The 14,250-nt window shown below is 59.4% G+C and carries 16 protein-coding genes; 11 read left to right on the top strand and 5 right to left on the bottom strand.

What is annotated here, in order from left to right:
• Positions 1 to 3: 3 nt before the first annotated feature.
• From C4N04_RS15780 to C4N04_RS15765, 4 genes are all read left to right on the top strand, one after another.
• On the top strand, positions 4 to 789 hold the full coding sequence (locus tag C4N04_RS15780; RefSeq protein WP_096769967.1) for a transporter substrate-binding domain-containing protein: 786 nt from the start codon (positions 4 to 6) through the stop codon (positions 787 to 789).
• 76 nt (positions 790 to 865) lie between these two features.
• Positions 866 to 1,537, top strand: coding sequence for an amino acid ABC transporter permease (locus tag C4N04_RS15775; RefSeq protein ID WP_040141668.1), 672 nt, complete (start codon positions 866 to 868; stop codon positions 1,535 to 1,537).
• On the top strand, positions 1,534 to 2,193 hold the full coding sequence (locus C4N04_RS15770) for an amino acid ABC transporter permease (protein WP_096769968.1): 660 nt from the start codon (positions 1,534 to 1,536) through the stop codon (positions 2,191 to 2,193). Before C4N04_RS15775 ends, C4N04_RS15770 begins: the two co-directional genes overlap by 4 nt.
• On the top strand, positions 2,171 to 2,896 hold the full coding sequence (locus tag C4N04_RS15765; RefSeq protein ID WP_106796473.1) for an amino acid ABC transporter ATP-binding protein: 726 nt from the start codon (positions 2,171 to 2,173) through the stop codon (positions 2,894 to 2,896). Before C4N04_RS15770 ends, C4N04_RS15765 begins: the two co-directional genes overlap by 23 nt.
• Before the next feature lie 48 nt (positions 2,897 to 2,944).
• Here C4N04_RS15765 and C4N04_RS15760 read toward each other — a convergent pair whose 3' ends face one another.
• From C4N04_RS15760 to C4N04_RS15745, 4 genes are all read right to left on the bottom strand, one after another.
• Positions 2,945 to 3,433, bottom strand: coding sequence for a cupin (locus tag C4N04_RS15760; RefSeq protein WP_106796544.1), 489 nt, complete (start codon positions 3,431 to 3,433; stop codon positions 2,945 to 2,947).
• A gap of 243 nt (positions 3,434 to 3,676) precedes the next feature.
• Positions 3,677 to 4,333, bottom strand: a complete 657-nt coding sequence (locus tag C4N04_RS15755) for a metal-binding protein ZinT (RefSeq protein ID WP_106796472.1) — start codon at positions 4,331 to 4,333, stop codon at positions 3,677 to 3,679.
• Between the two features lie 399 nt (positions 4,334 to 4,732).
• Positions 4,733 to 5,470 carry a PspA/IM30 family protein gene (locus tag C4N04_RS15750; protein ID WP_106796471.1) on the bottom strand — a complete coding sequence of 246 codons (738 nt, stop codon included), beginning with the start codon at positions 5,468 to 5,470 and terminating at the stop codon, positions 4,733 to 4,735.
• Positions 5,467 to 5,913, bottom strand: a complete 447-nt coding sequence (locus C4N04_RS15745) for a YjfI family protein (protein ID WP_106796470.1) — start codon at positions 5,911 to 5,913, stop codon at positions 5,467 to 5,469. Before C4N04_RS15745 ends, C4N04_RS15750 begins: the two co-directional genes overlap by 4 nt.
• A gap of 102 nt (positions 5,914 to 6,015) precedes the next feature.
• On the opposite strand from C4N04_RS15745, the gene C4N04_RS15740 reads away from it, so the two are divergent.
• From C4N04_RS15740 to C4N04_RS15710, 7 genes are all read left to right on the top strand, one after another.
• Positions 6,016 to 7,071: an ion channel gene (locus tag C4N04_RS15740; RefSeq protein WP_096762494.1), complete on the top strand. Its 1,056-nt coding sequence runs from the start codon at positions 6,016 to 6,018 to the stop codon at positions 7,069 to 7,071.
• Entirely contained in the window at positions 7,068 to 7,727 is a 660-nt protein-coding gene (locus tag C4N04_RS15735; protein WP_040112103.1) for a YjfK family protein, read from the top strand. Before C4N04_RS15740 ends, C4N04_RS15735 begins: the two co-directional genes overlap by 4 nt.
• 34 nt (positions 7,728 to 7,761) lie before the next feature.
• Positions 7,762 to 8,163 carry a DUF350 domain-containing protein gene (locus C4N04_RS15730; RefSeq protein ID WP_009994737.1) on the top strand — a complete coding sequence of 134 codons (402 nt, stop codon included), beginning with the start codon at positions 7,762 to 7,764 and terminating at the stop codon, positions 8,161 to 8,163.
• An 11-nt stretch (positions 8,164 to 8,174) separates the two neighbouring features.
• Positions 8,175 to 8,768: a DUF1190 domain-containing protein gene (locus C4N04_RS15725; RefSeq protein WP_040112102.1), complete on the top strand. Its 594-nt coding sequence runs from the start codon at positions 8,175 to 8,177 to the stop codon at positions 8,766 to 8,768.
• Between the two features lies 1 nt (position 8,769).
• Positions 8,770 to 9,927, top strand: a complete 1,158-nt coding sequence (locus C4N04_RS15720; protein ID WP_096762493.1) for a glutathionylspermidine synthase family protein — start codon at positions 8,770 to 8,772, stop codon at positions 9,925 to 9,927.
• 205 nt (positions 9,928 to 10,132) lie between these two features.
• Positions 10,133 to 10,678 carry a protein tyrosine phosphatase gene (locus tag C4N04_RS15715; protein ID WP_106796469.1) on the top strand — a complete coding sequence of 182 codons (546 nt, stop codon included), beginning with the start codon at positions 10,133 to 10,135 and terminating at the stop codon, positions 10,676 to 10,678.
• A gap of 218 nt (positions 10,679 to 10,896) precedes the next feature.
• Entirely contained in the window at positions 10,897 to 12,789 is a 1,893-nt protein-coding gene (locus C4N04_RS15710) for a PhoX family phosphatase (protein ID WP_106796468.1), read from the top strand.
• A gap of 123 nt (positions 12,790 to 12,912) precedes the next feature.
• Here the strand turns inward: C4N04_RS15710 and C4N04_RS15705 are convergent, their stop codons facing one another.
• Entirely contained in the window at positions 12,913 to 14,112 is a 1,200-nt protein-coding gene (locus C4N04_RS15705; protein ID WP_106796467.1) for an MFS transporter, read from the bottom strand.
• Positions 14,113 to 14,250: the final 138 nt, after the last annotated feature.

The following is a 14,250-nucleotide window of genomic DNA, read 5'->3' as shown; positions in this document are numbered from 1 at the left end:
CACATGCTGACAAGACGAGTCTTCTTCGCGATCGCGACCCTGGCCGCGACCTTCAGCTTCAACTCGCCGTCCCACGCCGATGCTCTTGCCGACATTTCGGCGCGCGGTACGCTGCGTGTCGCTGTCCCCCAGGATTTCCCGCCCTTCGGCAGCGTCGGCACCGATATGGCGCCGATGGGCTACGATATCGACGTCGCCAATCTCATTGCCGAAAAGCTGGGCGTCAAGACCGAGCTCGTGCCGGTGACGAGCGCCAACCGCGTCCCCTATCTGCAGACGAACAAGGTCGATCTGGTCATATCAAGCCTTGGCAAGAATGCAGAGCGCGAAAAGGTGATCGATTTCTCTGTTGCCTACGCTCCCTTCTTCAACGGTGTGTTCGGACCCGCCGATCTTGCGGTCGCCAAGACGGAAGATCTCGCAGGCAAGAGCATCGGCGTCACGCGCGGCGCCGTTGAGGATCTCGAACTGACGAAGATCGCGCCGGCCGATGCGACGATCAAGCGTTACGAGGACAATAACGGCACCATCTCGGCCTTCCTGTCTGGTCAGGTCGAGATCATTGCCACCGGCAATGTCGTGGCGGCTGCGATCCTCGCCAAGAATCCTCCGAAGCGTCCTGAGCTGAAATTCCTGATCAAGAACTCACCCTGCTACATTGGCCTCAACAAGGAACAGTCCGCCCTCCTGGAGAAGGTGAACGGCATTATCGCCGCCGCCAAGTCCGACGGCACGCTGAACGCCATATCGCAGAAGTGGCTCGGCGCCGATCTGCCGGCCGATCTGTAAGGAACCAGGATCTTGCGCATGTCTCCCGCGCTAGGCTGGATGACATGCGCTCCGTCACCGCAAGAGGGGACATTCCTTGAGCTACCATTTCGAATTCAGCTGGCTGCTTCAATATTACCCTGAAATCATCAAGGGCATACTGATCACCCTGGAGCTTATCGCCGTCGGCGGCGTGCTCGGCATTTCTCTCGGCATCATCTGCGCCTGGGTGCGGGCGCTCGGCCCGGCCTGGCTGAAGCCGGTCGTCGCGGCCTATGTCGAACTGATCCGCAACACCCCGTTCCTGATCCAGCTTTTCTTCATCTTTTTCGGTCTGCCGTCGCTAGGCATCCAGCTCTCCGAATTGACGGCCGCCAATCTCGCGATGATCGTCAACCTCGGCGCCTATAGCTGCGAGATTATCCGTGCCGGCATCCAGGCCACGCCGAAAGGCCAGTTCGAGGCGGGCGAGAGCCTTGCCATGACACGTTTCGAGACCTTCCGGCATGTCGTTCTCGTGCCCTCGCTGCAGCGCATCTGGCCGGCGCTGTCGTCGCAAGTGGTCATCGTCATGCTCGGCTCAGCGGTCGTGTCGCAGATCGCCGCCGAAGATCTGACGTTCGCGGCGAATTTCATACAATCGCGAACCTTCCGGGCCTTCGAGGCCTATATCGTCTCGACCGCCATCTATCTCGTGCTGGCGATCCTGCTCCGGCAGGTGCTGGGTCTGATCGGCGGTTTCATTTTCCCGAGGAGAACAGCACGATGATCACGTTCACACTCTGGGATATCCTGCGCAACCTGCTGCTTGCCACCCGCTGGACGATCCTTCTTTCGCTGGTCTCGTTCCTTGGCGGGGGTCTGGTTGGGCTGTGTCTGCTATTCCTGCGCATCAGCAGGCGCAAGGCCGCCAGGGCATTCGCGAAATACTACATAGAGCTCTTCCAGGGCACGCCGCTGCTGATGCAGCTGTTCATCGCCTTTTTCGGTCTCGGTCTCTTCGGGATAGACGTGCCGGCCTGGCTTGCGGCGGGATTGGCGCTGATCTTATGGAGTGCCGCCTTCCTCACCGAAATCTGGCGAGGCTGCGTCGAAGCGGTCGCGAGGGGGCAATGGGAAGCCTCGGCCAGCCTTGGCATGGGCCGTCTGCAGCAGATGCGCCACGTCATCCTTCCGCAGGCGCTGAGGATCGCCATACCGCCCACGGTCGGCTTTTCCGTCCAGATCGTCAAGGGAACCGCGCTGACCTCGATCATCGGCTTCGTCGAATTGTCGAAAGCCGGCACCGTGGTCACCAACGCCACTTTCCAGCCCTTCACCGTCTATGGGCTCGTCGCGCTCATCTATTTTGCCCTTTGCTGGCCCTTGTCAAAAAGCAGCCAGATCCTGGAGAGAAAACTCAATGTCGCTCATCGAAATCACTGACGTCCGCAAAAGCTACGGGACCAACGAGGTGCTGAAGGGCATCAACCTCAATGTGGAACCTGGCGAGGTCATTGCCATCATCGGCAAGAGCGGTTCGGGCAAATCGACGCTGCTTCGCTGCATCAATGGCCTGGAGACGATTACCGACGGCTCCATCTCCGTGGCCGGCGCGCAGCTTCTCGAGGACGAAGTCCATCTGAAGGCACTGCGCCTCAAGGTCGGCATGATCTTTCAGCAGTTCAACCTTTTTCCGCATCTGACCGCCGGCGGCAATGTCATGCTGTCGCAGACCGTGGTCAAGAAGACCCCGAAGGCCGAGGCAGAAGCGACCGCCCGCAAGATGCTGGAGCGGGTGGGGCTGGGTCAGAAGTTCGATGCCTATCCGGATGAGCTCTCGGGCGGCCAGCAGCAGCGTGTTGCCATCGCCCGCGCGCTCGCCATGCAACCGACCGCGCTTCTCTGCGACGAGATTACCTCGGCGCTCGACCCGGAACTGGTCGCCGAAGTTCTGGCCGTCGTGCGCGAGCTTGCCGCCGAGGGAATGACGCTGCTGATGGTCACCCATGAGATGAAGTTCGCTCGCGACGTCTGCAGCCGCGTCGTCTTCATGCATCAGGGCAGGATCCACGAAGCAGGCCGCCCGGAGGATGTCTTCGCCAATCCTCACACTGCCGAGCTCAGGCAGTTTCTCGGTGTCGGCTAGACTAGGTTTCCCGACCCGTCGTACGGTCGCACGGTTGGTGGCGAATGGCTACCGCCAATTCTTGGTGAGAAATCCGGACGGACCCTGGACGGGGTCGCTGTTCGGGATGGGGAGCGACGAAATTTTTGCCAGCATTTCGCTTGATGCAGCCGACGTCTGGATGTCGGCATGCTGTCCCTCGGGATATGCGCCGACGACCTGGAAGCCCCGAGTGCAGCCGAGATTTCGATGCCCTGTCCCCGCGGGAAGCACCAGACAGTCTCCCGCAGTGACCTTCATTGCTTGACCGCTTGGACCGCCGATCAAGAGGGTGGCACTACCCCGTGACACTCCGAGCGCCTCATGTGCGCCGGTATGGTAGTGCTGATAATCAAAGACGCCGTTTGTCCAGATGCCTGTCCAACCGCTTTCTGCGAAGAGGCCCTCGAAATCACACGGTCCGTCGTCGCCGAAAAGTCCCTTGTAAAGTATCACAGGAAAGCGCTGATTGTTCGGGACCCAGTCACTCGGCTCGAACATTCTCGTTTCGACGTGCATGTTGACTACTCGGGTTGTCGTCGCGGTGCGAAGCGGCTCAAGCTGTTCACACAGGTGGAGGCTCTCTTCGCCGAAGATCACTGGTGCTGGCGGCTGCAAAAACCCAAACTTTGTTGATTGCCAAAGGTTCCTCGACGCGCTGCAGCTTCGGGGAGGAGACCCCGCGGGAGGCCGCCAGATGCTTCGCGCTTGAGGGGGCGCCCTGCGCGCCCCCGATCCGGCGAGGTGCGGTCGCCACGATCATCAGTGGGCCAGCATCTCCTCGGCGATCTGCTTGCCGTTCAGGTTCGCGGGGTAGTAGGTCGGCCAGTTGGTTACCTCATTCAGCAGCGCGGCGCGGTCATTACCCCAGTAAAGATGGTAGTGGTCGGCCTTCTCGGGGGCGACGATGTGGTCGCTGAACTGAATGAAGCGTGGTGCGGCCTCATCACCGGCACTTTTTTTGAAGACGAAACGAACCCCTCGATTACCCTTCTTGTAGGTGAGAAGTTCGTGCCCATCCGTCTCATAGTCTCCGGTCACGGAGTCCTTGCCGCGGAAAAACGTAACCTTCTTTCCGTTAATGACGATCCGGTCGACGTCGGTCTTGTATCCCGCGTCATAGTAGGCACGATAGTCCCCGGCGCTCTTGTCGCCATGTTTTGCTTTGTCGGCCATCACCGGATCCAATGTTCCGTCGACAAGATAGGGGTAGACCGACTGCCAGTCGCCTTCCCAATCCGACAGTTCACGCGCCTTTACCTGATCGTCATCGAAATACCCATCATGCACCGACCCCTTGCTATCGTGGGAATGGCTGTGGTTGTTTCCTGAAGATGTCTGGGCGCCCGCCGTTCCTGCAAAAGTCAATGTTGCGGATACCGCCAGGGCGTAGCTGAGTGTTGTGATCACCTTGTTCATTCACTGAAACCTTTCGATTGGCCGGCACGGCTCGCGCCTTACCTGTTATGTAATAACATTACAAATGCTAAGTAGCGTGCTTCGGCTGCAAGCGCAAGGTGGGAACGGTGGATGCGCGTCGCTTGGTGATCACCATTGCAACGCATGCAGGCAAGTCAATTCAGGAGGGCCGATCGCTGCAAAAGCTCCGGTTCAAACCCGCAACGGCGCCGAAATCCGGGTTCGTGCTTGCGTCATTGGCGCGGTCGGTGAGCACGTGCTCGGCCGGCCGTCCCTGACGAGATCAACGGCAGGAGCCGTATCATTCTTCGACTTGCTCGGGCGCTGCAATGCCGAAGCTCCACGTGCGGCCGCTCCGTCTTCAAGATCACTCTGACGACGGCGCGGCCGCTCCGGAAATTATTTGTCCTTATTGCCGGCAGGGGCGGGAAGCAAGACTGGCTCGGCCGAGCGTGTCGGCGCCATCAGCTGTGCAAGAACGTCGTCGGCCGACTGGCTCGAACTGCCGATGCCGGCCTCGCGCAGCTGGCGGTCGAGATCGCTGCCGTTTTCCAGCGCGGCCAGTTCAGCCCCGGCTTCGATGCGTCCGGCGGTGATTTCCTGGCGCTTCTTGATGCGTTCGAGACTTTGGACGGCGCTGCCGAGGCGGGTGTTGATGCCCGACTGGCTATGGGCGATCGCCGACTGAGCACGCAGCAGCGACTCGTTGGCTTTGACGTTCTCCACCTCACGCTTCATCTGAGCAATGCGCGATTCGGTTTCCTGGATGGTGCGCAGCATCTGCTGCTGGCGGGGCAGCAGCCGGTCGAGCTCTTCCTGGTCTCGCTGCATTTCGGCGCGGCTGTTGGCAATGCGCTGAGCGAGCCCCTGGGCGAGATCGGTGCGGCCCGCCGAGATCGCAGCGCGGGCGCTGTCGGTATCCTTGGTTTCCTTTGCGCGGTTTTCTTCAAGCCGGCGCATGACGCTCTTGTTCGATGCCATGATGCCGGCCAGATCGGATCGCGCCCGGCGCAGCGACTGTTCGGCGTCGCGGATTTCTTGGTCAAGAATGCGCATCGACTGGCTGTCGGCGGCGGCTTCGGCCGCCTCGTTGATGCCGCCGCGAATGGCGGTAAAAATCTTTCCCCAGGTGCTCACGCTGCAATCTCCCCGCTTTTCCATTCTTCAATCATGTGTGCCGCATCGACTGCATTGGCAGCCAGAATGGCGACTTCCTCGACGACGGTATCGGCCGACGAGCGCGCCGACAGTGAACCGAACAATTCGTACCATTCCTCACCGTCGATTGTAGTGATGCCGAAGCTCGACAGCGGCACGAATTTGTGCGTCTTGAGAACCATCCGTTCGAAGGCTTCCCGCTTGGGCACGTCCTTGCACGGCACCAGGACAACGCTGACAAGAATATCGCGCTCTCCGCTCACTGCGACGAAGACGTCGAGATCGCCTCTTTCCTTGAGCGTTACGCAGATGACGTCACCATGTTCGGGTACGGCTACATCAACATCGCCCAGCGCATCCGGATCGGCCGCGAACAGGCGCGTTAAAGTGGTAAGGTTCCAGGTCTCCAAAAAGTCCTCCATCGGTTAGAGCGTCGAAATATCTGGGTGGTCGGTTTACAACTTAAAGGTCTGGCGCGCGAAATAAATTTTGCTAGGCTACCGATCAGCAACGGGGGGAATCGCTTGCCATTTATCGCTTCATTATTGCGGCGTGTATATCTGTCGCTCAGCGAATTGGCGTGGTCAGCCCTTCTGGTTATCCTCGTTGCCCATCTGGTCGCTTCCTACCTTCTGTTTTTACTGGCCGGCGAAGGCGATCTCGTCGGCAACCCGGTCGACTTTCTTTACTACTATATGGTGACCGCAACGACTGTCGGTTATGGCGATCTTTCTCCAAAATCAGGATTCGGCCGGATCATTACCATTATGGTCGTCCTTCCTGGTGGTATTGCCATCTTTACCGCTGTTCTTGGCAAGTTGTTGACAGCTATCGGTACGATCTGGAGGAATCGCATGCGCGGATTGGGTGATTACAGCGAACGGGCCGGCCACATCATCGTTTTGGGCTGGCAAGAGGGGCAGACATACCAAACCCTGCGGCTGCTGCATTCCGAGCGGCACGCCAACGAACCGATGACGGTGCTGGTCGCCAAGGACCTGCCGGAAAATCCCGCCAGCAATTATGCCGATTATATCCGCACGGAACGGCTTGCCGATGCCGACGCTTTGCTGCGGGCCGGAGTGGCCCAGGCGCGTGCGATCATCGCACGCGGAGCAAATGACGATGAAACGCTGGCCGCGGTTCTTATCGCTGAAGATCATGCGCCCAATGCCCATATCGTGGCCTATTTCGCCGATGACCGCACAGCGCAAATGGTCAAGCAGCGTCGGCCGCGCGTCGAGGCGGTGGGTTCGCTCGCCGAGGAGCTTCTGTCGCGTGCGGCACGTGATCCGGGCTCTTCGGAAATCGCCGCACGGCTGTTGTCGGCAGCCTCCACCGACACTGCCTTTTCCCTGGCGGTGCCGCCCTTGCATACGCCGCTGTCCTATGGCGACGTGTTTTTGAGCCTCAAGCGTCGGCATAATGTGACGCTCGTGGGCATGCTGAGCCACGGCGTGACCGACCTGAATTGCAGGGACGAGACGCTGATGCAGGGCGGCGAGACCCTTTACTACATCAGCGGAATACGGCTAGATCCCGCTGCCATCGCTTGGGCTCGAATGGGAGACGTGACATGATCGGCTGGTTCGGCGGAGACAAGAATGAGAAGCCCTTACCCGAAGAGCTCGGCCCGTTGAGCGTGGCCATCGGTGGGGCGCTTGAAATCGATTTCCTCTCCCTTGAAGCCGATGCTCTGGGCGGCGAGCCGGCCATGCCGCTGCCCCGAAGCGGGCCATTCATCATTGCCGGCTACGGTGAGGTTTCGCTCGATGCGGCGACGGTTCTGTCGCGCTACTACGATGAAGAGAACCGGATGATTCAGGTGATGTCGGCGTCGGGCAAGCCGGGTGAAGCAATCGACGACATCAGCTTTTATCAGCCTTGGGACAGCGTGGTGCCCGCCGGCCAGAGCGAATGGAGCCGCTGGACCGGGTCGAGCGGCCTGATCGGTCAGCCATCCTATGATGCCGATGGAATCCTCTTTAACCGATTCTGGGGCGACGGTCCGGAGCGGGCGCAGTTGGTGGAATTTGTCGAAAGGGTCAATGATGGTGAAGCGCAGCGCTCCATCCATCAGACCTGCATGCTGTATTACCGCCCGCTGGGGTCGACGCGCGAAATGCTTCTGATCAATGTCGAGCGCGATCTGGATCTCGGGCAGAGCCAGGCGGGCAGCTCGGTGGAATTTCTGATCGGTTACGGACTGGCTCCGGCCGACGTTCGCCGCGTCTGATGGGCCTAGCAATTTTCAACGGAGGATTTTTTTGATGCTCGACTACGTGGCGGGCTTGCCTGCCTTCCTTGGTTATTTCGCCGTCGGTCTTGCCGCATACGGAGTTTTTGCGGTGATCTACACCTGGTTGACCCCGCAAAAGGAGGTGCAGCTCATTCGCGCGGGCAATCTTGCGGCCGTCACGGCCTTCTTGGGCGCCCTTGTCGGTTTCAGCCTGCCTCTGGCTTCGGCCGCAGCCAATTCGGTCAGCATCGTCGACTATATCATTTGGGCGGTGATAGGCATTTTGGCGCAGATCCTCGCTTTCTATATTGCCAATTTCACCATGAAGGACCTGCATGAAAAGATCACCGCCGACGATATCGCCGCCGGCATATGGGGCGGCGGCATCGCGCTCGTCGTCGGTATTCTCAACGCCGCCTGCATGACCTATTGAGGGAGGGAAAGATGCGCAGACGCATGAGCGGGCACAGGCGACCTTTCCTGGCCCTTGGCACTATCGCTGCCTCGACCCTGGCTTTGTCCGGTTGCGGCGATCAGACTCCTTCGGAGGTAATGTTCACCTCCGTCGACCAATGCGTGGCTGCAGGAATGGATCGGCAGGTCTGCCAGGCCGGCTATCAGGATGCGATGCGCGCCCATCTCGCCGTCGCGCCACGTTTCAACGGCATGGCCGCCTGCGAGGCCGAATACGGTACCGGCCAGTGCACCGAACAGCCGGCCGGCACTGTCCCGAACAATAGCGGCGGAGGCGGCAGCTTCTTCGTGCCTTTCCTGGCAGGCTACATGATGTCTTCGGCGCTAAACAACATCGGCGATTATTACGATTATCGCCGGCGCCAGGAGCAGAGCGGTTCCTATTACGGTTCGACGCCGATTTATCGCAACCGCTCGGGACAGACGGTCACAACCACCGTTCGCTCAGGCGGCGACAGCGTGACTGTGCCTTCGCGCCAGAGCGTCAAGCCGGTCAATGTCAATACCCGCACCGTTGCCCGACAAGGCTTCGGCGGCCGGTCGTCTTTCAGTTTCGGCGGTTGACATGAAGCGCATCACCCTCTCGGCGCGTCCTGACTGGCGTGACAAGGCGCGCGCCGTCGGCTTCGGATTTCATGTCATGTATGGCGAGCCCTACTGGCTCGATGATGCCGCCTATACGTTCACGCTCGATGAGATCGAGATGCAGATCGAGGAGCCCAGCCAGGAACTCCATGATATGTGCATGGATCTGGTCGGCGAGATCGTCAGCAGCGAAGAGTCGCTCGACAGGCTGGCCATTCCGGAAGACCTGCGCGATGTGGTGCAGCGGTCCTGGCAGCGCCGCGACCGGCACCTCTACGGCCGTTTCGATCTTGCCTATGATGGCAATGGCCCGGCCAAGTTGCTCGAATACAACGCCGATACCCCCACCTCGGTGTTCGAGACCGCTTATTTCCAGTTCAACTGGCTGACTGATCAAATCGCTTTGGGTGTTTTGCCCAAGGATGCGGACCAGTATAATTTCCTGCAGGAAAGCCTCGTCGAGGCATTCGACCAATTTCCCAAGGAGTCGATTTTCCACTTCGCGGCGATAACCGACAATGAGGAGGATCGAGGCACGACGGTCTATCTCATGGATTGTGCGGTCCAGGCGGGCCATCGCGTCGAGCTTTTGGATATTCGGGAGATCGGCATTGATGCGCAGGGCCGCTACACCGACCTCAATGATCGGGTGATCGACCGCTGCTTCAAGCTGTATCCATGGGAGTTCATGCTGCGCGAGCCCTTCGCTCGCGAGCTGGCGCGCTCTGGCGATGTTTTCGTCGAGCCCGCCTGGAAGGCCGTGCTTTCCAACAAAGGGCTTCTGCCGCTGCTCTGGAAGCGCTACCCCAATCACCCCAACCTGCTGCCCAGCTATTTCACCGATGACCCGGCGGCCTCGACCCTGACCGACTACGTGCGCAAACCGCTGTTGTCGCGAGAAGGCGAAAACGTGACGATCTTTCGAGACGGGCGGGAATTGGTTTCCGCGCCCGGCGACTATGGCGAGGAAGGCTTCATCGTTCAGGCCTATGCACCGCTTTTCGAAACCGATAACGGCTTTGCCGTGCTCGGCAGCTGGATTGCCGGCGACCGCGCCTGCGGCCTTGCTGTCCGCGAGGACCGCTCGCGCATAACCGCAAATCTATCGCGTTTCGTGCCGCACGTCATAGTCGGGTAAGTCGATCGGCTGAGGCCGCAGTTCCCTTCCATAGGTCCGGAGCGGGATGTCGTCTATGCGCATCGGTCGCACAGGCAGCATTTCGAAGTGCTCTTTCTGAACCATCGTGGCCTGGCATGTCACAAGTTACTTCATTTCATAAAACTGTCACCCAACCTTGGCATAGCTCGATCGATTTCCGATAACGCGATCCGAGGGGGGATTGATGCACGACGGAATCTATCGCGTGCTCTTTCTATCGCGCCGCAATTCCGCACGTAGCGTGATGGCTGAAGTAATCTTGAACAAGATTGGCAAAGGACGGTTCAGAGCATTCAGCGCTGCCGTCGATCCGGCGCCGGTGATAGAGCCTACCGTTCTGCAGCTGCTTCGGAACGCAGACTACCCGATCGAAGATATAAAGCCTCGGCATTTCGGGGCCTTTGCGGATGCTGGCGCCGCCGACCTGGATTTTGTCTTCACTCTCAGCGCTACTGCCGCCGGCGAAGCGCCTCCGGAATGGCCGGGCCTGCCGATCACTTCGCATTGGCGCTGTCAGGACCCGATCCTCGTCGAAAATGAGGGTTGGCAACGCAATCAGGCCTTGATGCAGGTGCTGGCTGGGCTGGAGCGCCGCCTGAACATCTTTATCAATCTGCCGTTTGCGTCGTTGGACCGCATGAGCCTGCAGCACCAGATCAAAGGCATTGGTGATGCGGAGAGGACTTGGTCAGAAAGAGCCGCTTTCGGTCGATGCATCGAGCGTCGTTGATGACTGATGGGCGAGCAGGTACTCGCTTCCACCGCAGTCATGCTCCCGCTTGCGCGTCGGAGGCGGAAAGGGTGTTGGGGTTGGCCAGTTTCCAAAATGACCCTTCGAAACGGTTTCATCCCTCATGCCAACAGCTATTCGCTCATCATCCGGATGTGATCTTACGGAGATAAAGCCGCTGTTGGAATCGTTCCAAGAAGCCACAAAGGAGAAGCGCCATGGCTAATATCGACACCAGCAAATTGTCCTGGGACGAATGGGATGAATTGCAAAATCCCCCGCCGGCCGAAACCGATTTCGATCGTGTCGTCGAATCGGCTGTTTCGCGCCGTGGCTTCCTCGGTGGCATCTTGGCTGTCGGTTCGGCTGCCGCCGCGATGGGGACGCTCGGCAGTCTGATGTCCTCCACCTCGGCCCAGGCGCAGGACGCTGCTTCGCGCTTCGCGTTCAAGCCGATTCCCATCTTCACCGACAACACCGTCCATGTCCCGGAAGGCTATGCCTGGAAGCCGCTCGCAAAGTGGGGCCAGCCGCTGTTTTCCAACGTTCCGGATGTCGATCCTGCCAACGGCGTCAGCCTCGAAAATTCGGATAAGGTCTTCGGCGAAAACACCGACGGCATGGAACTGTTCGTGATCGGCGGCCGTCAGGTCATCGCCGTCAACCATGAATATGTGAACAACGAAATCAATCTTCCGCACAACGAAAAGGGCATGCCGAAGAGCGCGGACGACGTGAAGATCCTGCAGAACCTTCAGGGCGTCACCGTCATGGAAGTTACCGAAGGCAAAAACGGTTGGGAAATCGTGCTCGACAGCCCGTTCAACCGCCGTATTACGCATCTGACGCCGATGAAGATTTCCGGTCCGGCCGCCGGTTCCGATCTTATCAAGACCGCCGCCGATCCGAACGGCACCGACTGTCTTGGGACCTTCAACAATTGCGGCGCCGGCAAGACGCCTTGGGGCACCTATCTCACCTGCGAGGAAAATTTCAACGGATATTTCGGCTCGTCCGATCCGAACTTTGCCATGCCCGACGACTTCAAGCGCTACGGCATCGCCGCCGAAACCCGGTATGGCTACGAGGTTTTCGATCCCCGTTTCGACGTATCGAAAAACCCGAACGAGCCGCGCCGCGCCGGCTATGTCGTGGAAATAGACGTGTCCGATGCTACGTCCACCCCGATCAAGCGTACTGCGCTCGGCCGCATCAAGCATGAGAACGCCGCCGTCGTGATTGCCCGCAATGGTCGGGTGGTCGTCTACATGGGAGACGACGAACGTGGTGAATTCCTTTACAAATTCGTCTCCAACGGCATCTACGTGCCAGGCGGCGACACCTCCAAACTGCTTGACGATGGCACGCTCTACGTCGCCAAGTTCGTCGATGACGGCAATGGCGAGTGGTTGGCGCTGACGCCGGAAACGACCGGCATGAAGATGGACGAGATCTGCGTCTTCACCCGGCAGGCCGCCTCCAAGGTCGGAGCCACGACCATGGACCGCCCGGAGTGGGTCGCCGTCAACCCAGTCGCCATCGAGGCCTATTGTGCGCTCACCAACAACACCAATCGCGGCGTGAAGAAGAATGCCGGCGGCGACGAAATGCCGGTCGGCGGCGCCAACCCGCGCGAGAAAAATGCCTACGGTCAGATCGTGCGCTGGTATCCGGAAAGTGAGGACCATGCCGGCGGCAAGTTCAAATGGGACCTGTTCGTCATGGCCGGCAATCCCGACGTTCACAAGGATGCCTATGCCGGCTCGTCCAACATCAATTCCGGCAACATGTTCAACTCGCCTGATGGCATGATGTTCGACTCGACCGGTCTCTTGTGGATCCAGACGGACGGCGAAGACACCAACGAAGGCGACTTCCTCGGCCAGGGTAACAACCAGATGCTCGCCGGTGACCCGGCAACCGGCCGCATCGAACGTTTCCTCACAGGCCCGAAGGGGTCCGAAGTCACCGGCATGACCTGGTCTGCGGACAAGCGGACGATGTTCGTCGGCATTCAGCACCCCGACGCGCCCTTCCCGGATGGCGAAGGCAAATTGCCACGCTCGACCATCCTCGCGATCAAGCGTGCCGACAACGCGCTTGTCGGATAGCCGCCTTCTCGACAATAGCTGGGGGCGCTGGTTCAGCGCCCCTTAGCTCTGTCTCGAACATCGCCGTGAGCTACGGCTCGTTGATCTGATGGCCTTGGCGCTTTTCTTGCTTCATCGACACAGCTAATAGGCCACCTTCGCCGCCGCCTGGGAGCGGACGATCAGTGCCGCCACAAGCGATATGAAGGTTGTCGCAATCATCAAAGCAATGGTGGTCCAGTGAGCGTCCGCGGCAGTTATGAACATGCCTGAGATCGAAACAATCGCCGCGCCGCCTGCAACGGTCGTCGCGTTGGCGAGCCCCAGGGCTGTCGCCGACAGTTCCGAACGCAACGATAGGACGCCTGCATTGGCAGCGGGCATTGTAATACCATTCCCCAGCCCAACGAATGCACAGGGCAAGAAGAACGCGGCGACATGATGAACGTCAAAAAAGAAGAGTAGGATGCCGGCGGAAAGACCGAATAAGGTCAGGAGGCGGCCGACGGCCATCAGTACTGGTGGCGCGTATTTCTTTCCGAATCGACCCGCAAACATGCTTCCCAGTATGAACGCCGCTGGGACAAGTCCCATCAAGGCTCCGACCGCGATCGAAGATCCCACACCGAAGCTCTTTGCGGCCAGGGGTGCGCCGCTCAGAAAGATGTAGAGGGTACTCATGGAGAACACCATGCAGATCGCGTAACCCCAGAAAATGCGCGAACCCATCGGCGCCAGATAAGTGCTCAGCCGAAAGGTGGCGGCGAGGTCCGAGGCTATCGTCTCCTTAAAACCGCGCAGCACAAGGACGACGCCGCTCAAGCCGAGAACAGCAAAAGCTATGAAATTCGCTCTCCACCCGAGCAAAGTGTCCAGTGTACCTCCGATAGCTGGTCCGAGCATCGGTGCGAGTGCCCAAGCGGATGAGACGAAGGCGATTCTGCTCGTCGCTTCCCGCTCATCTGAGGTGTCGCGTATTGACGCCATCGAAACCGCATAACACGCGATCACCACCCCCTGCAGGGTGCGGAACACAAGAAATATCCCAACATTCGGCGCAAAACTGCAGATCAGCGAAGCGCCGCAAAAGACGCAGAGCGCCACCAGTGCCACTGGCTTACGGCCAAATCTGTCAGATAGCACACCGGCAACGACGTGTGTCAGCGCGCTCATCAGCGCATAGCCGGCAATCGCCAAATTCACTACGGCGTAATTGGAATTCAAAGCATCGGCAATGTGTGGAAGCGACGGTATGAACATGTTCAACGGAAGCACCGACAAGGCTGCCAGGAAAATCAAAACGGCAAGTTTTGGCTGCTTTCTTGAGTCGATTCCGCCGGTCATATTCGGTTCCGCCGTGTTGAAGATGATAGGTGCGACGGGGCATAAAAAAGGCCCCGTCAGGGACCTGTTTTCGGCGCATGGGCGGCGGTTGCCGGAGGGCTATTCCCTCCTGCCCATGCGCGATATCACCACTACGAC

Origin of the sequence: Rhizobium sp. H4 (assembly GCF_003013335.1) — a bacterium.
Lineage (GTDB): Bacteria > Pseudomonadota > Alphaproteobacteria > Rhizobiales > Rhizobiaceae > Rhizobium > Rhizobium sophoriradicis.
This window is presented reverse-complemented; position numbering and strand designations above follow the sequence as displayed.